The sequence below is a fragment of the Streptomyces sp. NPDC005004 genome (assembly GCF_053600675.1).
The window spans coordinates 154692-174906 of sequence record NZ_JBSGAH010000008.1 but is presented as its reverse complement, the minus strand read 5'-3'; the positions used below and the strand labels follow the sequence as shown (position 1 = coordinate 174906).

Genomic DNA, 20215 nt, shown 5'->3' with positions numbered 1-20215 from the left:
CCACGATCGAGTGCACTGCGGGAGCGAGCGGTGAGCGGAACGTCCGAAGGGCCGACGCCCGCGGCAGACCTCGACCGGTCAGCCGTCACAGACAGTGACTACATGACCTATCGGCGCGTCTTCGCGGCCGCCCCGCTCGCCATGGCCCTCGTGGACGGCGACGGGCTCGTGGTCAGCGCGAACACCGCCCTCGGCCGCCTCCTCGGCACCGACGCGGAGACCCTGACGGGCCGTCCGGCCGCCGATCTGACCGGCCTCACCACCGACGCCCGTGCCTGGCACGCCTACCGCGAGGTGCTGCGTGGCCGCCGTGCCCGGCTGCGCTGCACCCGCCGCCTGAAACACCCCGACGGCACGGCGGTGTGGGCGCGGATCACCGTCGCCCCGCTGGCCGACGGCCGTCCGGGTGTCCTGCTGTCGCTCACCGACATCAGCGCCCGCCGAGAACTCCAGGCCCGTATACGGCATCTGCGGATGCACGACCCGGTGACCCGGCTGCCCAACCGCACCCTGTTCTTCGAGCGTCTGTCGGCCGCCCTGGAGACCGAGCCCGGCGAGTCGGGCGGCACCGGGCGGATCGGCCTGTGCCATCTGGACATCGACGGCTTCAAGGCCGTCAACGACACCCTCGGCCACCGCGTCGGCGACCGGCTGCTCGCGGCCGTGGCCGAGCGGCTGACCCGGGTGGCCACCGAGTGCGGTCACGGCCGCGCCGGTACGCCGTTGGTGGCCCGGCTCGGCGGCGACGAGTTCGCGCTGCTCGTGGAGGACTCCACCGGCACCGACCAGCTCTCCGACCTCGCCAGGTCCGCGCTGAACGCCCTGGAGGAGCCCTTCGACCTGGGCGGCCGGCGGCTGAACCTGACCGCCTCCGTCGGCGTCGTGGAACGGCACACGGCCGGGACCACCGCGACCGGTCTGATGCAGGCGGCCGACACCACGCTGTACTGGGCGAAGACCGACGGCAAGGCCCGCTGGACCCTCTTCGACCCCGAGCGCAACGCGCACCTCATGACCCGTCAGGCCCTCACCTCCGCGCTGCGCCCCGCCATCGAGCGCGGCGAGTTCGCCCTGGAGTACCAGCCGCTGGTCGGCATGGAGGACGGCTCGCTCAGTGGAGTGGAGGCGCTGATCCGCTGGCACCATCCGCAGTTCGGCACCCTGACGCCGAATCGGTTCATCGGTCTGGCCGAGGAGGACGGCTCGATCGTGCCGCTCGGCCGCTGGGCCCTGGCCACCGCCTGCCGCCAGGCCAGGCAGTGGCAGCTCGACCATCCGGGCGAGCCGCCCATCTTCGTCAGCGTGAACGTGGCCGTGCGCCAGGTGTGGGACTCCGACCTGGTCACGGACGTGGCGGCGGTCCTCGCCGAGACCGGCCTCGCCCCGCATCTGCTCCAGTTGGAGCTGACCGAGTCGGCCGTGATGGGCTCGGCCGGACGGCCCATCCAGGCGCTCCAGGCGCTCAGCGACATGGGCGTGCGCATCGCCATCGACGACTTCGGCACCGGCTACTCGAACCTGGCCTACCTCAGCCGCCTGCCGGTGTCCGTGCTCAAGCTGGACGGTTCCTTCGTGCGCGGCTTCCAGTACGAGGGCGAGCGCGACACCTCGGCCGCGCCCGCCAACCCCGCCGACGAGGTGATCGTGGAGGCGATGATCCAGCTCGCGCACCGGCTCGGGCTGACCGTCACCGCCGAGTGCGTGGAGACCTCGGCGCAGGCCACCCGGCTGCGCAGGATCGGCTGCGACACCGGGCAGGGCTGGCTCTACTCCCGCCCGGTGCCACCGGAGGGCATCTCCGAACTGCTCGGCGTGCGCTCCTGTACGGCGGGGAGCCAGCCCGCGGTCGCCCCCTAAGAGGCGTCTCCCCCCTGGAAGTCCTACACCGCCGGCAGGCCGTAGGCGTCCGCGATCAGTTCGTAGGAGCGCAGGCGCAGCTCGCCGCGGTGGCCGTGGGTGGTGAGCATCAGCTCGTCGGCGCCGGTGCGCTTGTGCAGGTCGTCCAGGCCCGCGCGGACCTCCTCGGCGGTGCCGTGCACGATGTTCTTCGTCCAGGAGGACGCGAAGTCCTCCTCCATCGGGCTGAACTCGTGCTTCGCCGCCTCCTCCGGGTCCGGGAAGAGCCCGGGGCGCCCGGTGCGCAGCCGGACCATGTTCAGTGCCGCCGCCCGCACCTGACGGGGCGCCTCGCGCTCGTCGTCCGTGGCCAGCGCGGAGACGCCGATGAGGGCGTACGGCGCGGACAGCACGGCGGAGGGGCGGAAGGTCTCCCGGTACAGGTCGAGCGCCGGGATGGTGTTGTGCGCCGAGAAGTGGTGCGCGAAGGCGAAGGGCAGACCGAGCATCCCGGCGAGCTGCGCGCTGAAGCCGGAGGAGCCGAGCAGCCAGATCGGCGGGCGGTGCGGGGACTGCACCCCGCCGGGGCTGGTGGCCTGCACCGGTCCGGGTACGGCGTGGATGCGGGCGTAGGGGTGGCCGTCGGGGAAGTCGTCGTCCAGGAAGCGGGTCAGCTCGGACAGTTGCTGCGGGAAGTCGTCGGCGCCCTCGTGCAGGGTGTCGCTGCGGCGCAGCGCGGCGGCGGTCGCCCCGTCGGTGCCGGGGGCGCGGCCGAGGCCCAGGTCGATCCGGCCCGGCGCGAGCGCCTCCAGGGTGCCGAACTGCTCCGCGATGACCAGCGGGGCGTGGTTGGGCAGCATGACGCCGCCCGAGCCGAGCCGGATGCGCTCGGTGTGGGCGGCGAGATGGGCGAGGATCACCGCGGGCGAGGAGGAGGCGACGCCCGGCATGGAGTGGTGCTCGGCGACCCAGAAGCGGTGGAAACCGCGCCCCTCGGTGAACCGGGCCAGGTCCGCACTGGTGCGCAGCGCGTCGGTGGCGGTGCTGCCCGCGCCGACGGTGACCAGGTCCAGTACGGAGAGGGGGACGGGGGCGGTGCCGAGGGCGGCGCCCCGGATCTCGTCTGCCGACACGGTGGGTGCCTCCTGCTGTCCGGCGTGGCTTTCCTGCCACGGGCCAACAGGAGACGGTCTCCGTTTATTTCCGCCACCGCCGCCGGTCTCCCGGTGTCACAGCTCCGAGGCGGGGGTGCGGGTGAACAGCGCGCCCAGATCGGGGGCGTGCACCCGCCGCTCGGCCAGCCGCAGCCCCTCCCACACGGTGACCTGGCTCGCGGTGAGCACCGGCTTGCCGGCCGCCTTCTCCAGCGCGGGCACCTGCGCGGCGGCCTCCAGCGCGGGGTCGGTGAGCAGCACGGCCTCGGCGTCCGGGGTGTCGGCGGCGGTCACCAGCGCCAGCAGGACGTCCTCGTCGGAGCCGGTGCCGGTGCCGGTGCCGGAAGCGGGGGCGGGTCCGGCGGTGTGGGTGCCGGTCACCTCCAGGCCGCCCGCGCGCAGGAAGCCGCGCAGCCGGGCCGTGTCCTCGTGGGTGCCGGCGGGCGCCGCCACCGCGACCCGGGTCACGCCGAGGTCGCGGACCGCGTTGACGAAGGCGAGCGCGGTGGAGGAGGCGGGCATCCCGGTCTGCCGGGCCAGTTCCTCCGCCCGGTTGGCCTCGTCCTCCGCGTCGTGCGCGAAGCCCTCCCCTGTACGCACCACCGCGTCGGCCCCGGCCAGCCGCAGCTCCTCCGCGGCGCCCGCGATCCCCGCGCCCGGGTCGAGGCGTACGAGGTCCACCCGGACGTCGCTGCCGAGGAGCTGCTCGATGCGGGGGTAGTCGTCCTCGCCCCGGTGGTCCGTGCAGAGCAGTCCGAGTGCGGTCATGTCGGCCCTTCCGTCGGGTTCGTGTGCGGGCCGGTCCCTGTGCGGGCCCGGCCGTCGGCGCGCCGCCCCGGTTGCCGGGCGGCCGCCTCCCGGTCACGTACCCCGTCGGAGCCGAACCCATGGGGTGAACGGCGCCACCGTCCCCGCGTGGCCGAGCGGGCCGTGGTCGTTGACGGGGTCCGGCATGCGTGCCAACGTGGTCGGTCCGCCTGTGCCGGACGCCCCGCGCGCCCCCGGACCCGGGAGGCCGATGCACGTTCCGACCCGTCCCACCCTGCTGGTGCTGGACGCCGATCCGCCGCCCCGGCTGGGCAGGCTCACCGGCCGGGTCCGCGTGCTGCGCACCGACGCGGCCGGGCTTGCCGGGCGGCTGCCCGAGGCCGATGTGCTGCTCGTGTGGGACTTCGCCTCCACCGCCGTCCGTGAGGCGTGGCCGGGGGACGGTTCCCGCCCGGTGTGGGTGCACACGGCGAGCGCGGGCGTGGACCATCTGCTGTGCCCGGAGCTGGCCGCGAGCGACACGGTGGTGACCAACGCGCGCGGGGTGTTCGAGCAGCCGGTCGCGGAGTACGTGGCGGCGCTGGTGCTGGCCGTCGCCAAGGACCTGCCGGGCACGGTGGAGTTCCAGCGGCGGCGCGAGTGGCGGCACCGCGAGACGCGGCGGGTCGCGGGCACGCGGGCGTGCGTGGTCGGCTCGGGGCCGATCGGCCGGGCCATCGCGCGTACGCTGAAGGCGCTCGGGGTGACCCCGGCGCTGGTGGGCCGGGTGCCCAGGACCGGGGTGCACGGCCCGGCCGACCTGGACCGTCTGATCGCCCGCTCGGACTGGGTGATCGCGGCCGCGCCGCTGACCGAGCGGACGTACCGCATGTTCGACACGCGCCGGTTCGGGGTCATGCAGCCCTCGGCGGTGTTCGTGAACGTCGGCCGGGGCGGTCTGGTCGACGAGAACGCCCTCGCCGGGGCCCTGCGCAACCGGTGGATCGCGGGCGCCGCCCTGGACGTGTTCGCCACCGAACCCCTGCCCGCCGACAGCCCGTTGTGGCACGCGCCGGGTCTACTCGTCTCCCCGCACATGGCCGGTGACACGGTCGGCTGGCGCGATGAACTGGGCACTCAGTTCGTGGAGTTGTACGAGCGCTGGGCGGCGGGCCGTCCACTGGTCAACATGGTGGACAAGAAGCGGGGTTACGTGCCGGGTCATTGATCCCGGCGAAAAGCGGCGGGCATACCCCGTGAACGTCTGGGTAGCGGCGCCGCCATGGCTTCACCACCAGGCAACGGCAGAGACGTAATCCGGCCACCCGTGCGCAGACGCTCGCTGCTGCTCGGGGCGGCCGCGCTCGGCGGGCTCGGCGCGGCGGGCTGCACACGGGTGGCTCCGGCTGCGGGCACGCGGGGCGGTGAACTGCTCGACCGGCTGCGGGCGCAGGGCGTCGCACGGCTCGGGATCGCCGGTGAGGTGCCCTTCGGGTACATCGACCGGCAGGGGCGGCTGACGGGCGAGGCGCCCGAGCTGGCCCGGGTGATCTTCAAGCGGCTCGGAGTGGACGCGGTGCAGCCCGTGCCGACCGAGTTCGGCTCACTCATCCCGGGCCTGAACTCCCAGCAGTTCGACGTGGTCGCGGCGGGGATGTACGTCAACGCCGAGCGCTGCGAGCAGGTCGTCTTCGCCGACCCGGACTATCAGATGCTGGACTCCTTCGTCGTCCGCAAGGGCAATCCGAAGGGCCTGCGCTCGTACCAGGACGTGGTGGCGAAGAAGGCGAAGTTCGCGACCGGCACCGGGTACGCGGAGATCCAGTACGCCGTCGAGGCGGGTTACAAGGAGAGCGACATCCTGATCGTGCCCGACCAGGTGGCCGGGCTGAACGCGGTCGAGGCGGGGCGGGTGGACGTGTTCGCCGGTACGGCGGTCACCGTCCGCGAGGTGGTGAAGAAGTCCGCGAAGGCGGAGGCCACCGAGCCGTTCGCACCGATCGTGAAGGGCCGACGGCACGTGGACGGAGGGGCGTTCGCGTTCCGGCCCGGCGAGACCCGGCTGCGCGACGCCTTCAACACCGAGCTGCACAAGCTGAGGAAGAGCGGCGAACTGCTCCGGATTCTGCGGCCCTTCGGGTTCACGAAGGACGAGATGACGGACCTGACCGCGAAGGAGCTGTGCGGCCGATGACCTCAGGGCTCTGGATACTCGTCCTCAAGGGCGTCTGGACCACGCTCCAACTGCTGCTGTTCAGCGCTGCGTTGGCGACGGTCGCCTCCTTCGCCGCCGGCATCGCGCGCACCGGGCGGCGCTGGATCACCCGCTTCCTCGCGGGGCTGTACACCGAGGTGTTCCGCGGCACCTCGGCGCTGGTGATGATCTTCTGGGTGTTCTTCGTGCTGCCGATCGCCTTCGGCTGGCAGTTGGTGCCGCTGTGGGCGGGCACCCTGGCGCTCGGGCTGACCTACGGCGCGTACGGCGCGGAGATCGTGCGCGGCGCGCTGAGCGCGGTCGACCCCGCGCAGCGCGAGGGCGGGATCGCGCTCGGGTTCACGCCCTGGCAGCGGCTGCGGCTGATCCTGCTGCCGCAGGCGGTGCCGGAGATGATCCCCTCCTTCTGCAATCTGCTGGTCGAGCTGCTCAAGGGCACCGCGCTGGTGTCGGTGATGGGCATGGGCGATCTGACGTTCAGCGCCAACCTGGTGCGGCTCGCGCTCCAGCAGAGCGCGGAGATCTACGCGTACGTGCTGCTCATCTACTTCGTGATCGCCTTCGTCCTCACCCGGCTGATGCGCGCGCTGGAGAAGCGGCTGAAGGCCGGGCTCGGCAAGGACGCGGGGACCGGGACGGCGGCGCGTGAGCACAAGCGCGCGCAGACGACCGGTGTCGCCACCGGCGGGGGTGGTGCGGCATGACCTGGGACTGGAACGCGGTCGGCGGCTTCATGCCGTACTTCTGGCAGGGCCTGCTCGTCACCCTGCGGGTGCTGGCGTTCGGTTCGCTGCTGTCCTTCACGCTGGGACTGGTGTGGGCGCTGCTGATGCGGCTGCCCTCGCGCTGGGTGCGTTGGCCGGTGGGCACGGTCACCGAGTTCGTGCGCAACACCCCGCTGCTGGTGCAGTTGTTCTTCCTGTTCTACGTGCTGCCCGAGTGGGGGCTGACCTTCTCGGCGCTGACCACGGGAGTCGTCGCGATCGGGCTGCACTACTCGACGTACACCATGCAGGTCTACCGCGCCGGTATCGAGGCCGTGCCCGCCGGGCAGTGGGAGGCGGCCACCGCGCTGAGCCTGTCGCGGCGCCGGACCTGGACGGCGGTGATCCTGCCGCAGGCCGTGCGACGGGTGGTGCCCGCCCTCGGCAACTACGTGATCTCCATGCTGAAGGACACGCCGATGCTGATGGTGATCACGGTGCTGGAGATGCTGGGCCGGGCCCGGCTCTTCTCCCAGCAGCACTTCCAGTTCACCGAGCCGCTGACCGTGATCGGGGTGGCCTTCATCGTCCTGTCCTATCTGGCCTCCCTTCTCCTGCGAGCCCTGGAGCGACGCCTTGTCCGCTGACATCGACCCGACGGCCGCCGACCCGACCCCGGCCGGGAGCACCCCCGGCGGCGAGCTGATCCGGCTGGCCGGGGTGAGCAAGAAGTTCGGTGAGAACACGGTCCTCGACCGCCTCGACTTCTCCGTGGACGCCGGCCGCCATGTGACCCTGATCGGCCCCTCCGGCTCGGGCAAGACGACGATCCTGCGGATGCTGATGACCCTCACCAAGCCGGACGAGGGCACGATCACCGTGGACGGCGAGGCGCTCTTCCCGGCGCCGGAGAAGCAGATCCGGGAGGTGCGCAAGAAGATCGGCATGGTGTTCCAGCAGTTCAACCTGTTCCCGAACATGTCGGTGCTGCGCAACATCACCGAGGCGCCCGTCCAGGTCCTCGGCCTGGACCGGGACGAGGCCGAGGCGCGGGCCCGGGAGCTCCTGGAGCTGGTCGGGCTCTCCGACAAGTGCGACGCGCGGCCCACCCGGCTCTCCGGCGGCCAGCAGCAGCGCGTGGCGATCGCCCGGGCGCTGGCGATGCGGCCCCGGGTGCTGCTCCTGGACGAGGTGACCAGCGCGCTCGACCCCGAGCTGGTCGCGGGCGTGCTGGATCTGCTGCGGGACATCGCGCGCGGCACCGACATCACCATGCTGTGCGTGACCCACGAGATGGGCTTCGCGCGGGACATCTCCGACCAGGTGCTGATGTTCGACGAGGGCCGGATCGTGGAAGCGGGTCCGCCGGAAAGGATTTTCAGCGATCCGGAGGAGGAGCGGACCCGGGAGTTCCTCAGCGCGGTGCTGTGAGCACCCAGGGTGAACGCGGGAAGCCGAGGTCCAGGCATTGGGTGATGCCTAAGGCATATGCCACAGGGCCCGCGCCGCAGCTCGGAGGGGGTCGGCAGGGGCGCGGGCGAGTTTGTCAACCCCCTCCTCTCCGGGGCCCGTTGGCCGTTATCGTGGAAAACGGTCCCGACCGGACCTCGCGGCCACAAGCGAGCGAGCGCAGGGGGAAACCGTGGCGCTGAAGCACGAGCCGACCGCCCCGTACCACTCGGCCCAGGACGCGCTGCGCGTGCTGGAGTGGGTGGCCCGGCACTCCGCCGGCGTCACCGACGCCGTCCTGTCCCGCCGTACGGCCCTGGACGCCGAACGACTGACCGCCCTGCTGCGCATGTTGCGCCGCGAGGGGTACGTCGAGCAGCTCACCGACGGCGCCTGGGTCACCGGGGACGCGCTGCGCCGGCTCACCTCGGCGCACGGCCGGGAGCGGGCGCTGCGCGAGAAGATCCAGCAGGTCCTGGACCGGCTGCGGGACTCGGTGGGTGCGGCGGTCTACATGAGCCGGTACGTGGACGGCGAGGTCCGGGTCACCCACTACGCGGCGGGCCCAACCACCCCGGCCGTCAACGAGTGGGTGGACTTCCGCTGCTCGGCGCACGCCACGGCGGTCGGCAAGAGCCTGCTGACCCAGCTCGACCCGGGCGCCCGCCGGGACCATCTGGCCCGGCACCGGATGGCCCGGCTCACCTCGCACACGATCACCAGCGACAAGCTGCTGCTGTCCCGGCTCGCCGCGCAGCCGCCCACGGCGCCGGTCCTGGACCTCCAGGAGTACGCGGTCGGCACGGTCTGCGCGGCCGTCCCCGTCACGGCCGGCTCCGCCGTGGGCTGCCTCGCGGTCTCGCTCCCGGTGGAGCGGGCGCACCGGCTGCGGCAGGCGGCGGACACGCTCCACCGCAGCGCGGCGCCGGTACTGCTGTCGCTCGCGCTGTAGGGGGCTGGGCGGGTGGTCACGAGCACCCTCCAGGACCAGGTAGTATTTTCTCTGTCGCCGGCCGCGAAGAGCGGAAGGCGAGAGTCACGCGCCGCTAGCTCAGTTGGTTAGAGCAGCTGACTCTTAATCAGCGGGTCCGGGGTTCGAGTCCCTGGCGGCGCACAGAACGAAGGCCCCTCGCGCAAGCGGGGGGCCTTCAGCGTGCTCCGGACCGGTCAGGGCATCAGGCTCGCCGCGCTCGCGGAGCCCTCGTGGACGACACCCATGAAGACGGCGCAGCCGACGACCACCACGCCGAGGATGGCCAGTCCGACCCCCGTGACCAGGGCGAGACGACCGGGCTGCGGGGGGAGCGCGGTGGCGCCCTCCGGCTCCTCCGGGAGGTAGCGCACGGTGACGTGATCGCCCGTGACGACCATCGGGGAGCCGTCCGTCTCGTCGAAGCGGTAGGTCCGGCCCTCGCGGGTGGTGAATTCGTACACGTGGTGCAGCGTGGTGTGGACGCTGGTGTCCCGGCCGCCACCGGTCGTGGCGTACGTGTGCAGACAGCGGCCCTCGGCGGTCAGCCCGTGCGCCCAGGTCCGGCCGACCCGGCGGCTGCGCCGCACCAGCTTGGCCGCGAAGAGGACGCACAGCGCGATCATGATCGACGGAATGACGTAGAGCACCAGATCCATGAGGTTCCCCCTTGCCGAGCGGTCTGCGGTGAACGTACCCACCCCGCAGGGGGTTCGGCCTCAAGCGAAGCTCAGAGATCGGCCGGAGGTCAGAAGGTGACGTCGGAGCAGGCGTAGAACGCGTTGCCCGTGTCCGCGATCGTCCACACCGCGAGGATGACGTGATGTCCGCTGAGCCCCGTCGGCAGCGTCCCGCTGTGGCTGAGCGAGGACGGCGGCCGCTGGTTGTTGTACGGCACCTTGAGGAACGGGGTGAGGTTGAGGTCGGAGCGGGAGAGCGCGTGGTTCTGGTTCCAGCCCTGCCTGGTGACGTAGTAGCTGAAGTCGGTGGTGGCGTGCGAGGCGGTGAACTGCCAGCGGAAGGTGTACGACTGGCCGCCGGTGACCCTGGTCGTGGGCCAGGCTCCGCCGGAGGGGGTGACCGGCGCGCTGAGCTGGGCGAAGCGGCTCACGCCGCCGTTGCAGAGCTGGCCGTCGGCGGGACCCGAGGCCGGGAAGCCCTTGGGGCCCTCGACGCTCTGCGGCTCCCACTGGATGTCGCCGCAGTTCGCCACGGTGCCGTTCTGGCACAGCTTCTGCCGGCTGACCGGAAGGTCGGTGTAGCCGTGCCCGCTGGCCGCGGTGGTGGAGAGCCCGAAGGCTCCCGCGGTCACCGCGACGAGCAGGGCGACGGACAACTTGGTCTTCATGCTGCCGCTCCTGGGAGAACGTGGGGGAAGTTCACTGAGCCGTGCAGTAGGTCTAGACCAAGTGTCAGATTATTACCGGGAGTTGAACATGTCCATACCGTGCGCGCACCCCGGGCGGCCGGACCTCAGGCGGGCTCCCCGCGCCCCGAGCAGAACGCCACGGTGAGGTCCCGCACCAGCGCCTTGCGCTCGTAGTCGTCCAGCTCGACCAGACCGCGCACGGTCAGCCGGGTCACCGTGTCCTCCACCGAATCCACCACCGAGCCGAGCATCGTGGCCCGCTGCCGGGCGTCCAGGGCGGCGATCCGGCGCCGGTGCATCGCGGCGGCCACCTCGGGGGCGTACTCCACCCGGAGCGGCCGTACCGAGAACACCTCCAGACCGGCCGCGGCCGCGTCCCCCGCCACCAGCCGGGTCAGCACCTCCGCCGACGCGTCCGCGCCGCCGCGGGTACCGCCCGGAGCCTCCACCGGCACCCGGGCCAGGGCCGCCTCCACACACTCGCGCAGATAGCCCTCGTGGTCCTCGATCCCGAGCAGCGCCCGCGCGGTGTCCCGCACCCGCCACACCAGGAGGACCGACACCCGCAGCGCCACCCCGCTCGCGTCCGCCGCCGGGATCGCCTCGCTGCGCCAGTGCCGCAGCCGCACGTCCGCCCGGCGCCGCCGCAGCAGCGGGTTCACCCAGAGCAGACCGGTACGGCGGACCGTGCCCCGGTAGCGGCCGAACATCCCGAGCACCCAGGCCCGTCCGGTGCGCCCCCGGGCCAGCCCCGCGAACCCGGACAGCCCGACCATCCCGGCCCCGGCGTACGCCGCCCACTGCGCCGGGCCGAGCCCCGCGCCCGCCTGCGCGGGCAGCCGAAGCGACTCCAGGAGGAGCGGCGGCAGCACGCCCGCCCACCACGAGGTGGCCAGGCACCCGGCGACCCCGCCGAGCCCCGCGCACACCCCGGCCGCCCCGGGCAGGACCCGCGCCGGGCGCTCCACCAGCTCCGGGTCGGCCAAAGGTGCCGGACGGGGGCGGCTCTGCGGCGCCGGGGGCGCGAGGCTCGGCTCGCCGGCGCCCTGTCGACGGCCCACCACGGCGGGTTTCAGCGGGACGGGCGCGGGGGCGGGGTCGTCGCGGAAGAGGAGATGGACGGGGATCTCGGTGGTCGCCTCGTTGTGGATCAGCCGGGGCGGCCGGTGGCCGTTCGCGCCCAGGGGGGCGCCCTCGGTCTGCTCCTCGGACTCGGACTCGGACTCGTGCGTGTGCGGTGCGGTCGTGCTCATGGGTGCCTCCAGCCTCCGCGCCAGATGCGTCATGACAAAGGGATGGGCCAAGGGATCAGCGGGTGAGTGACGAGGTCGGGCGGTGCGGGGCCGGGGGCGTCCGGCTCCGCCTCCGGGGGGTGAGTGCGGGTGCGGGCGGGGCTAGGTGAAGAGGCGGCGCCAGGTGTCGGGGCCCGGATAGCCGTCGGCCGCCGAGCCGCGCCAGCCCTGGGCCTTCTGGAACGCCTCGACGGCCCGCCGGTCGGACTCGCTCCAGACCGGACCCGGACCGGTGGCGTAGTAACTGCCGAATCCTTTCTTCACGAGCTGTTGCCCTAGCCGGGTGACGTAGACGTTGTTCGCGCCGGGACGGAAGTGGTCCCGGCCGGGATAGGCGGGTACCGAGCCCGCCTTGACGGGCGGGATGTCCTTGCCGGCGTTGGTGACGAGCAGCTCCCAGGTGCGCGGGCCCGGGAGCCCGTCGGCGGCCGGGCCGGTCCAGCCCTGCGCCTTCTGGAACGCCTCGGTGGCCCGCCGGTCCGCCTCGCCCCAGACCGGCCCCGGGCCCTTGTTGTAGAAGGAGGCGCCGCCCCGCGCGACCAGCATCCGGCCGAGCTGGGTGACGTAGGCGTTGTTCGCGCCGGGGCCGAAGCGCGAGGCGCCGGGGAAGGGGGTGAGCGCGCCCCCGGTGGCGGGCTCCGAACCGGACGCCCCGCTGGTGACGTTCTTGTAGCGGTAGGGGACGTACTTGGTGGCGTTGTTCCAGTAGGGGTACGGCGTGCTCTGGCGGCGGGTGTGCGGCGGGGTCTGCTCGTAGCCGGTGTAGGCGGTGTGGGTGTAGTCGGTCCAGCCGCCGAAGATCACGGCGTGGGAGCCGTTCTGCGGGTCGGCGGCGTTGTGGAAGAGCAGGATGTCGCCGGGCTGGAGTTCCTCCTTGGTGATCCGGACGCCGAACTGGGCGAGGCTGCCCGTCCACTCGTTGGAGAGCAGACCCCAGGCCATGGAGACGTAGCCCGAGCAGTCCTGGCGGTAGCCGTCGGACCAGTACTTGCCCGTGCTGTACGGCACCTGCGCGTCCACCCACAGCTTGGCCCGGTTGATGATCTGGGTCCGGGTCATGGCCGGGGAGCGGCTGGTCGGGGGCTGGGAGGTGCCGCTCCCGAAGAGTGGGGCGGTGCCGCCCTGCGGGGTGGTGGCCGCGCCGTCCGCCGCCGGGCCGCCGGGGCTGGCCGGGGCGTGCTCCCCGGCCAGCGCGACGGCCTGCGGGACGGCCCCGAAGGCGGCGGAAGCCGCGGCCACGACCGCGGCGCCCCGGGCCACCGGGCGGCCGAGGAAACCGCCGGGCGACGGACGGGGCGCCGTCCGCCGCCCGAGGACGCAGCCGGGGCAGTCGCAGTCGCTCGCGGGCTCGATTTCCTCGAACACCGGAGCGATCATGCGATCTACCTCACATTCGGGGTGGATTTGTCCGCGAGTGTGCACGTCGATCAGTCTCACAACTGTCGGCGGGACGCGCATGTTGACGGTCCGAATGATGTACGCCGACCACTCCCCCGCAGGCCGGGGAGCGCGGGACCGCCCCGCGGGTGGTCGGAGCACCCTTCCAGGTCATGTAGAGTTTTCTCTGTCAGCAGGCGCCGCTAGCTCAGTTGGTTAGAGCAGCTGACTCTTAATCAGCGGGTCCGGGGTTCGAGTCCCTGGCGGCGCACAGACAACGATCAGGCCTCTCGTGAAAACGAGGGGCCTGATCGCGTTGTGCGGTACATGAACACTTTTGACCGGTAAACACCGTGTTTCGCATCTTGCGATCATGCTCGACGCCGTAGAACCCTGTTGTCCATCATGCCGTGGAAACACGGTAGTTGGGGGTTTGATACCGGTGGTCGACCGGCGGGAGGGGAGCCCGCCGACCGAGCGGCGCCGAGGGGGATGCCGCGTCAACCGGAGTTCACCGTCCCGCGACGGCCGAGGGGGCACCGGCGGGGCGGAAGACCGACGAAACACGCGCCGACGCGCGTGTGGGGGGATCACTCATGACGTCGACGCCGCAGGGCGCCCGGCAGAGCCATGACCAGAGCGACGATCCGTCGCGGACCACGCATCCGCACACCGTCCGGCACCGGGACGGCCAGTTCCGCAGGATCAGGAGGAACCTGCCCAGATACGACTACGAGCACTACAGCCGCCTCGCCGGGCCGCTGACCGAGCCGCCGCCCGGCCGGCCCTACACCGTCCGCTACCGCTCCCTGCTCGCGCAGGAGCCGCACCGTATACGCGCGGCGCTCATGCTCGGCGCCGCCCCGCTGCTCTCGCTCGTCCTGCTGGCCTGGCTGCTTCAGCCGGAGCACTGGACCGAGCGCGACTATCCCGCCTTCGCCGCCCTGCCCGCGCTGGACACGGTGATGCTGGTCTCGATCGGCCTGATCGAGTTGTTCCGCTGTGTGAACGTGCTGTCCAACGCGCACGCCACCCTCGTCGCCCGCGACCCGGTGCCGGTGGTGCCCGAGACCGGCACCCGTGTGGCCTTCCTGACCACCTTCGTGCCGGGCAAGGAACCGCTGGAGATGGTCACCCGCACCCTGGAGGCCGCCGTCCGGCTGCGCCACCGGGGTCTGCTGCACGTCTGGCTCCTCGACGAGGGCGACGACCCGGCCGTCAAGGAGGTCTGCGCCCGGCTCGGCGTCCACCACTTCAGCCGCAAGGGCGTCGAGCGCTGGAACCGGCCCGAGGGGCCGTACCGCGCGAAGACCAAGCACGGCAACTACAACGCCTGGCTGGAGGCGCACGGCGAGGCGTACGACTTCTTCGCCTCCGTCGACACCGACCACGTCCCGCTCCCCAACTACCTGGAGCGGATGCTCGGCTACTTCCGCGACCCGGACGTCGGCTTCGTCATCGGCCCGCAGGTGTACGGCAATTACGACACCTTCGTCACCAAGGCCGCCGAGTCCCAGCAGTTCCTCTTCCACGCGCTCGTCCAGCGCGCCGGGAACCGGTACGGCGGCCCGATGTTCGTCGGCACCTCCAACGCGGTGCGGATCGGTGCGATCCGGCAGATCGGAGGGCTGTACGACTCGATCACCGAGGACATGGCCACCGGCTTCGAGATGCACCGGACGACGAACCCCGCCACCGGCCGCAAGTGGAAGTCCGTCTACACCCCCGACGTGCTCGCGGTCGGCGAGGGCCCGAACGCCTGGACCGACTTCTTCACCCAGCAACTGCGCTGGTCCCGGGGCACGTACGAGACGATCCTCAAGCAGTACTGGAAGGGCCTGTTCACGCTGCCGCCCGGCAAGCTCTTCAACTACACGATGATGATCGTGTTCTATCCGATGTCCGCCCTCAACTGGATTCTGGCGGCACTCAGTTGCGCCCTCTTCCTGGGCCTGGGCGCATCGGGCGTGAACATCGACCCGACCGTGTGGCTGATGCTCTACGGCAACGCCTCCGCGCTCCAGATCGGGCTGTACGTCTGGAACCGGCGGCACAACGTCTCCCCGCACGAGCCGGAGGGCTCCGGCGGGGTCGCGGGCATGGTGATGTCGGCGCTGTCCGCGCCGGTGTACGCCCGCTCGCTGATGGACGCCGTACTGCGCCGCAAGAGCCGCTTCGTGGTGACGCCCAAGGGCGAGTCGGCCAGCCCGGACACGCTGTTCGGTACCTTCCGCATCCACTGGTTCTTCATCGCGGTCTTCGCGGGATCGCTGACCGCGGGCTTCGCACTCGGGCACGCGCATCCGGCGATGATCACGTGGGCGGTGTTCGCGCTGCTGATCACGGCGGCGCCGATCTTCGCGTGGCGGTACACGCTGTGGCAGGAGCGGCGGGCGGTCGGGCGGGCGGCGCAGTCCGACTTCGTGGCCGAGACCGGGGCCGAGGTCGCGGGCGGGGGCGTGGCGCAGGTGGTCGCCGAAGACACCCCGCGCATCCCGCACCCCCGCCCCGCCTGGGGCGGGCCACCGCCGGACGGTGAGCGCGACGACACCCTGCCCATCGCCTTCGGTGGACTCGGGGGGCGTGGGGAATGAGAAACCACACCGGGCGACGCCGGGTCCGCCGGCTCGCCATGGGCAGCGTCGTCGTGCTCGCGCTCGCCGGGATGAACGGCCCCTGGCTCTACCGCTTCGGCACCGCGCAGTACCACCAGTACAAGATCAACGAGCCCGAGTACAAGGCGGCCAACGGGCACTGGGACGTCATCGAATTCCCCCCGCAGTACCGCCAGGACACCATCCACGCGGCGCTCCTGCACACCGGCAAGGTGCTGCTGGTGGCCGGGTCGGGCAACAAGCAGGACAACTTCGACAGGAAGAAGTTCGACACCCGGCTCTACGACCCGGTCAAGGGCACCATCAAGAAGATCCCCACGCCCAGCGACCTGTTCTGCACCGGCCACACCCAGCTCGCAAACGGCAACCTGCTGATCGCGGGCGGCACCAAGCGGTACGAGAAGCTCAAGGGCGACGTCACCAAGGCCGGCGGCCTGATGATCGTCCACAACGAGAACCCGGACAAGCCGATGACGCTGCCCGCGGGCACGAAGTTCACCGGGCGGACGAACGGCAGGACCTTCGTCTCCAAGGACCCGGTGCTCGTCCCGCGCGCGAAGAAGGTCTTCGACCGCAGGACGGGCAGGTTCCTGCACAACGACCCGGGTCTGGGGCGCATTTACGTCGAGGCGCGGCGCAGCGGCGCCAGGTACGAGACCGGTACGCAGGACAACTACCGCGTCCAGGGTCTCCAGGGCGCCGAGGCGCGCAACACGTACGGCATCGCGCAGAAGCTCGCGCTCGACAAGAAGGACTTCCAGGGCATCCGCGACGCCTACGAGTTCGACCCGGTGGCCGAGCGGTACATCAAGGTCGACCCGATGCACGAGGCCCGCTGGTACCCGACGCTCACCACGCTGTCCGACGGGAAGATCCTCAGCGTTTCCGGGCTCGACGACATCGGTCAGCTCGTTCCCGGCAAGAACGAGATCTTCGACCCCAGGACGAAGAAGTGGACGTACACCAAGAAGATCCGCCAGTTCCCGACCTATCCGGCACTGTTCCTGCTCCAGAACGGCAAGATCTTCTACTCCGGGTCGAACGCGGGCTACGGCCCCGACGACGTGGGGCGCACGCCAGGGATCTGGGACCTGGACAGCAACAAGTTCACCGACCTGCCCGGGCTCGGCGACCCGGACCGGATGGAGACCTCCGGGACCGTGCTGCTTCCTCCGGCTCAGGACGAACGGTTCCTGGTGATCGGCGGGGGCGGGGTCGGCGAGTCCGCGCTGTCCAGCAGGAAGACGCGGCTCATCGACCTCAAGGCCGAGCGGCCGCGCTTCACGGACGGGCCGCGGCTGGAGAAGGGGACCAGGTATCCGCAGTCCTCGATCCTGCCCGACGACACCGTGCTGGTCTCCGGCGGCTCCGAGGACTACCGGGGGCGTGGCGACTCCGACATCCACCAGGCGCGGCTCTACCACCCCGACGGCAACAGCTTCACCCGCGTCGCGGACCCGCTGGTGGGCCGGAACTACCACTCCGGCTCCCTGCTCCTTCCGGACGGGCGGGTGCTGTTCTTCGGCTCCGACTCGCTGTACGGGGACAGGGCGAACACGAAGCCGGGGGTGTTCGAGCAGCGGGTGGAGGTCTACAGCCCGCCGTATCTCTACCGGGACGCGCGGCCGGAGTTGAGCGGGGGGCCCGGTGTCCTTGCCCGGGGGGCCTCGGGGACGTTCACCTCTCGCCATGCGCGGAGTATCCGCAAGGTGCGGTTGATCCGGCCCAGCGCGTCCACGCACGTGACCGATGTGGATCAGCGGTCCATCGCGCTGGACTTCAAGGCGGCTGGGGACCGGGTGACCGTCACCGTGCCGAAGAGCCGGAATCTGGTGCAGTCGGGGTGGTACATGCTGTTCGTGGACGATGACCAGGGGACTCCGTCGGTGGCGCGGTGGGTTCGCGTGCCGTAGCGCTCCCGCGGGCTCTGTGAGCGGGTGCGGGAGCGCTGTGGCTTGTCGCACCCGCGCGGCGGAGCCGCGAATCGGCACAGCGGCCCCGCACCCCTTCAGGGAGTTGCAGCCTCCGCCAATTCCAAGGCGTAGGCCGGCCACCAATCTCCCGCCTTCGGGCCGCCCTTGCACGTGCCGTCCGACTCCCCCGGGCGCTTGACCCACAAGTAGGCGTCCACCAAGGGGTCCGCCGTCCGTGTGGTCGGGGCGGCGCCCAGGGCCCGCCCCGGCGGATTGCACCAGCGTTCGCCGGGGTTGCCGCCCGTGTAGGGGCCGTTGCCGTTGCGGCTGGTGTCGATCACGAAGTGTTTGCCGCCGACCTTGGCCGAGAGGCGTTTGCCGTAGGCGAGGGAGTCCTTGGTGGAGTAGAAGTTGGCGACGTTGACGGCGAAGCCGTCCGCGCGGGCGATGCCCGCTCGACGCAAGGGGGCGTGGATCTGGTCCGGGTGGCCCCAGCCGGCGTTGCCCGCGTCGAGGTAGACCTTGGTGTTCTTCAGGGACTTGAGCCGGGTCACCGCGCCGGAGAGCAGGTCGTAGCGCTCCTCGTGGAACTCGGCGGGGGTGCAGCCGTCGACCAGATGGAGCAGGGCGTCCGGTTCGAGGATCACGGTGGCGGAGCGGTCGCCGATGCCCCGGGCCACGCCGTCGATCCAGGCGCGGTAGGCGTCGCCGTCGGCCGCGCCGCCGCTCGAGTACTGGCCGCAGTCGCGGTGCGGGATGTCGTAGAGCACCAGCAGGGCGGTGCGGCCGGAGCGTTCGGCAGCCTCGGTGAAGCCGCGGGCCTCCTGCTCGGGGTTCTCCGGGCCGATCCACTCCCCCGTCGGCTGTTCCGCGATCCTGCGGATCCGGTCGGCCTCGGTCCTTCGGCCCGCCTTCTCGTAGGCGGCGACCTGGCGTGCCGCGTTGCCGTCCGGGTTCACCCAGAACGGGTCGGTCGCGCGCGGCTGCTGGGTGATCCGCCCGCCGGTGTCCTTGGCCCCCGTGTCCTTGCCGCCGCCGTCCCCCGAGGAACATCCGGCCGCGAGCAGTGCCGCCCCCAGCAGCATCGCGGACATCCGTGCCCGTCCCGAAGGACGGTCCCCCCTGCCGTCGTACATGCGGTTCCCCCCTGGAGCGCATCCGGTCGGGTACCAATCGTGGCATACCGGTCCGGACGCCACGAGGCTGTCCAGGAAGGGGAGTCGAGGCTTCCAGACGGCCGGGGTCAGGGGCCGGTGGCGGTGAGGTACGCCGAGACGACGACGTTGGCCGTGTAGCTCCGGGTGGTGCGGTCGAAGGTGCCGCCGCAGGTGATCAGGCGCAGCTCGGCGCGACCGGGCTCGCGGGTGCCGTAGGCGCGGTCGGCGTCGAAGCCGGCCAGGGGGATCACCTGGACGCCGTCGATGGTGAACTCCGCGACGGTGTTGTCCGCGCGGACGACACGGACCTTCTCGCCGGGCTTGAGGGTGCTGAGCCGGTAGAAGACGGCGGCGCGGGTCGTGGTGTCGACATGCCCGACCACGAGCGCGGTGCCGACGGCGCCCGGCGTGGTGCCGGCGCCGTACCAGCCGACTACTCCTGGCTGGTTGAAGGGCGGCGGGACGATGGCGCCCTCGCTGTCCAGGCCGCGTGACATCACCGGTGCCTGGACGTCGAGTTGGGGGATGTCGAGGCGACGCGGCGCCGAGGCGTCCAGCGGCTTCGCCGGGGCGGGCAGGGGGGTGCCGTCGTACGCCCTGCCGAGCCCGGCCAGGTCGCCGGCCGAGGTGTCCGGCAGTCCGGTCACCTCGCGGCCCCACAGCCACAGCCCGAGGAGCAGGACCGCCCAGGCCGTGAGCATGACCAGCCGGCCGGTTCCGGAGGTGTGCGCGCCCTCGCCGGACGCGGTGGATTCATCGGGCATGACGCGTTCCGTGCCCTCAGTCGGTGCCGCGTCTCCGGCGGGACCGGAGAAGGACGACTCCGGCCGCCGCGCAGCCCGCGAGAGCCAGCCCGGACAGCGCCTGCGCGGCGCCGGGTCCCGAGCCGGTGGGGGCGACCGTGGCGAAGAGGGTGTCGCTCTCCCCGTCCGCCGCGAGACCGTCCGCCGCGAGGTCGTGGGCCGTGAGGCCCTGCGCCGTGCCGCCGCCGCCCGCGTGGACCGGGGCGATGGGCGAAGCGGCGGTCAGCGGCTCCTCGCCGGAGTCGTCCGCCGAACCGTCGGGTCCCGTCGCCTGGCCGGAGTCACCGGCGACCGGGTCGGCCACCGTGATCCGGCTGGTGAACGAGTACCCGGCGCAGGTGACCGTGACGTCGTACGCCCCCGCCTGCAGCGCGGTGCGCACCCGGGTGTCCCCGGTCAGCGCGCCCCCGCTGCCGATCAGCCGGGCGGCCGAGACGAACGCGGACGATGCCGCGCTGCCCTGCGAGCCGGAACAGCCGCGTACCCGCAGGGACACGTCGGAGCCGGGAGCGGGCGCGGCCGGGGACACGGTCACCCCGCCGTCCGCCGCGTGGGCAGTGGTGAGCGAGGCGGGAGCGAGGGCGGCCACCGCCAGAAGTGACGTACAGAGAGTG

Annotated in this window: 18 protein-coding genes and 2 tRNA genes; 11 read left to right on the top strand and 9 right to left on the bottom strand. The window is 72.0% G+C overall.

Annotation, left to right across the window (positions count from 1 at the left end; genetic code table 11):
• The first annotated feature begins 30 nt into the window (after nt 1-30).
• Nucleotides 31-1857 carry a putative bifunctional diguanylate cyclase/phosphodiesterase gene (locus ACWEEU_RS13785; protein ID WP_451731847.1) on the top strand — a complete coding sequence of 609 codons (1827 nt, stop codon included), beginning with the start codon at nt 31-33 and terminating at the stop codon, nt 1855-1857.
• A gap of 23 nt (nt 1858-1880) precedes the next feature.
• On the opposite strand, the gene ACWEEU_RS13780 is transcribed toward ACWEEU_RS13785, so the two are convergent.
• Both ACWEEU_RS13780 and ACWEEU_RS13775 read right to left on the bottom strand, forming a co-directional pair.
• Entirely contained in the window at nt 1881-2969 is a 1089-nt protein-coding gene (locus ACWEEU_RS13780; protein ID WP_451731844.1) for an LLM class flavin-dependent oxidoreductase, read from the bottom strand.
• A gap of 96 nt (nt 2970-3065) precedes the next feature.
• Nucleotides 3066-3758, bottom strand: coding sequence for an aspartate racemase/maleate isomerase family protein (locus ACWEEU_RS13775; RefSeq protein WP_451731841.1), 693 nt, complete (start codon nt 3756-3758; stop codon nt 3066-3068).
• A gap of 250 nt (nt 3759-4008) precedes the next feature.
• Here ACWEEU_RS13775 and ACWEEU_RS13770 point away from each other — a divergent pair, with 250 nt between their 5' ends.
• The 7 genes from ACWEEU_RS13770 to ACWEEU_RS13740 all read left to right on the top strand — a co-directional run bounded on the left by ACWEEU_RS13770 (nt 4009) and on the right by ACWEEU_RS13740 (nt 9219).
• Nucleotides 4009-4965: a D-2-hydroxyacid dehydrogenase gene (locus ACWEEU_RS13770; RefSeq protein WP_385741387.1), complete on the top strand. Its 957-nt coding sequence runs from the start codon at nt 4009-4011 to the stop codon at nt 4963-4965.
• Nucleotides 4966-5019: 54 nt separating this feature from the next.
• Nucleotides 5020-5931 (top strand): ectoine/hydroxyectoine ABC transporter substrate-binding protein EhuB, encoded by a 912-nt coding sequence (gene ehuB / locus ACWEEU_RS13765; protein WP_451731838.1) that lies wholly within the window; start codon nt 5020-5022, stop codon nt 5929-5931.
• A complete protein-coding gene (gene ehuC, locus ACWEEU_RS13760) occupies nt 5928-6656 on the top strand; it encodes an ectoine/hydroxyectoine ABC transporter permease subunit EhuC (protein ID WP_385741381.1) in 729 nt (242 codons plus the stop codon). Before ehuB ends, ehuC begins: the two co-directional genes overlap by 4 nt.
• Nucleotides 6653-7303, top strand: a complete 651-nt coding sequence (gene ehuD / locus ACWEEU_RS13755; protein WP_385741378.1) for an ectoine/hydroxyectoine ABC transporter permease subunit EhuD — start codon at nt 6653-6655, stop codon at nt 7301-7303. Before ehuC ends, ehuD begins: the two co-directional genes overlap by 4 nt.
• Nucleotides 7293-8087 (top strand): ectoine/hydroxyectoine ABC transporter ATP-binding protein EhuA, encoded by a 795-nt coding sequence (gene ehuA, locus ACWEEU_RS13750; RefSeq protein ID WP_385741375.1) that lies wholly within the window; start codon nt 7293-7295, stop codon nt 8085-8087. Before ehuD ends, ehuA begins: the two co-directional genes overlap by 11 nt.
• Nucleotides 8088-8298: 211 nt before the next feature.
• Entirely contained in the window at nt 8299-9057 is a 759-nt protein-coding gene (locus ACWEEU_RS13745; RefSeq protein ID WP_385741372.1) for an IclR family transcriptional regulator, read from the top strand.
• An 88-nt stretch (nt 9058-9145) separates the two neighbouring features.
• A tRNA-Lys gene (locus ACWEEU_RS13740) sits at nt 9146-9219 on the top strand.
• 53 nt (nt 9220-9272) lie between these two features.
• Here the strand turns inward: ACWEEU_RS13740 and ACWEEU_RS13735 are convergent.
• The 4 genes from ACWEEU_RS13735 to ACWEEU_RS13720 form a co-directional block, all read right to left on the bottom strand.
• A complete protein-coding gene (locus ACWEEU_RS13735) occupies nt 9273-9734 on the bottom strand; it encodes a DUF3592 domain-containing protein (RefSeq protein ID WP_451731833.1) in 462 nt (153 codons plus the stop codon).
• 89 nt (nt 9735-9823) lie between these two features.
• Nucleotides 9824-10423, bottom strand: a complete 600-nt coding sequence (locus ACWEEU_RS13730) for a lytic polysaccharide monooxygenase auxiliary activity family 9 protein (protein WP_451731830.1) — start codon at nt 10421-10423, stop codon at nt 9824-9826.
• A gap of 125 nt (nt 10424-10548) precedes the next feature.
• A complete protein-coding gene (locus ACWEEU_RS13725; protein ID WP_451731827.1) occupies nt 10549-11697 on the bottom strand; it encodes an SPFH domain-containing protein in 1149 nt (382 codons plus the stop codon).
• Between the two features lie 141 nt (nt 11698-11838).
• The gene (locus tag ACWEEU_RS13720; protein WP_451731824.1) at nt 11839-13113 is read right to left on the bottom strand and encodes a peptidoglycan-binding protein; all 1275 of its coding nucleotides are present in this window, start codon (nt 13111-13113) and stop codon (nt 11839-11841) included.
• 197 nt (nt 13114-13310) lie between these two features.
• Here ACWEEU_RS13720 and ACWEEU_RS13715 point away from each other — a divergent pair.
• From ACWEEU_RS13715 to ACWEEU_RS13705, 3 genes are all read left to right on the top strand, one after another.
• Nucleotides 13311-13384, top strand: a tRNA-Lys gene (locus ACWEEU_RS13715).
• Between the two features lie 325 nt (nt 13385-13709).
• A complete protein-coding gene (locus tag ACWEEU_RS13710) occupies nt 13710-15707 on the top strand; it encodes a glycosyltransferase family 2 protein (RefSeq protein ID WP_451731821.1) in 1998 nt (665 codons plus the stop codon).
• Nucleotides 15704-17641, top strand: a complete 1938-nt coding sequence (locus ACWEEU_RS13705) for a galactose oxidase-like domain-containing protein (RefSeq protein WP_451731818.1) — start codon at nt 15704-15706, stop codon at nt 17639-17641. Before ACWEEU_RS13710 ends, ACWEEU_RS13705 begins: the two co-directional genes overlap by 4 nt.
• Before the next feature lie 95 nt (nt 17642-17736).
• Here the strand turns inward: ACWEEU_RS13705 and ACWEEU_RS13700 are convergent, their stop codons facing one another.
• The 3 genes from ACWEEU_RS13700 to ACWEEU_RS13690 all read right to left on the bottom strand — a co-directional run bounded on the left by ACWEEU_RS13700 (nt 17737) and on the right by ACWEEU_RS13690 (nt 20190).
• A complete protein-coding gene (locus tag ACWEEU_RS13700) occupies nt 17737-18777 on the bottom strand; it encodes a glycoside hydrolase family 6 protein (protein ID WP_451731815.1) in 1041 nt (346 codons plus the stop codon).
• Nucleotides 18778-18884: 107 nt separating this feature from the next.
• Entirely contained in the window at nt 18885-19562 is a 678-nt protein-coding gene (locus ACWEEU_RS13695) for a class F sortase (protein ID WP_451731812.1), read from the bottom strand.
• A 16-nt stretch (nt 19563-19578) separates the two neighbouring features.
• On the bottom strand, nt 19579-20190 hold the full coding sequence (locus tag ACWEEU_RS13690; RefSeq protein ID WP_451731809.1) for a hypothetical protein: 612 nt from the start codon (nt 20188-20190) through the stop codon (nt 19579-19581).
• Nucleotides 20191-20215: the final 25 nt, after the last annotated feature.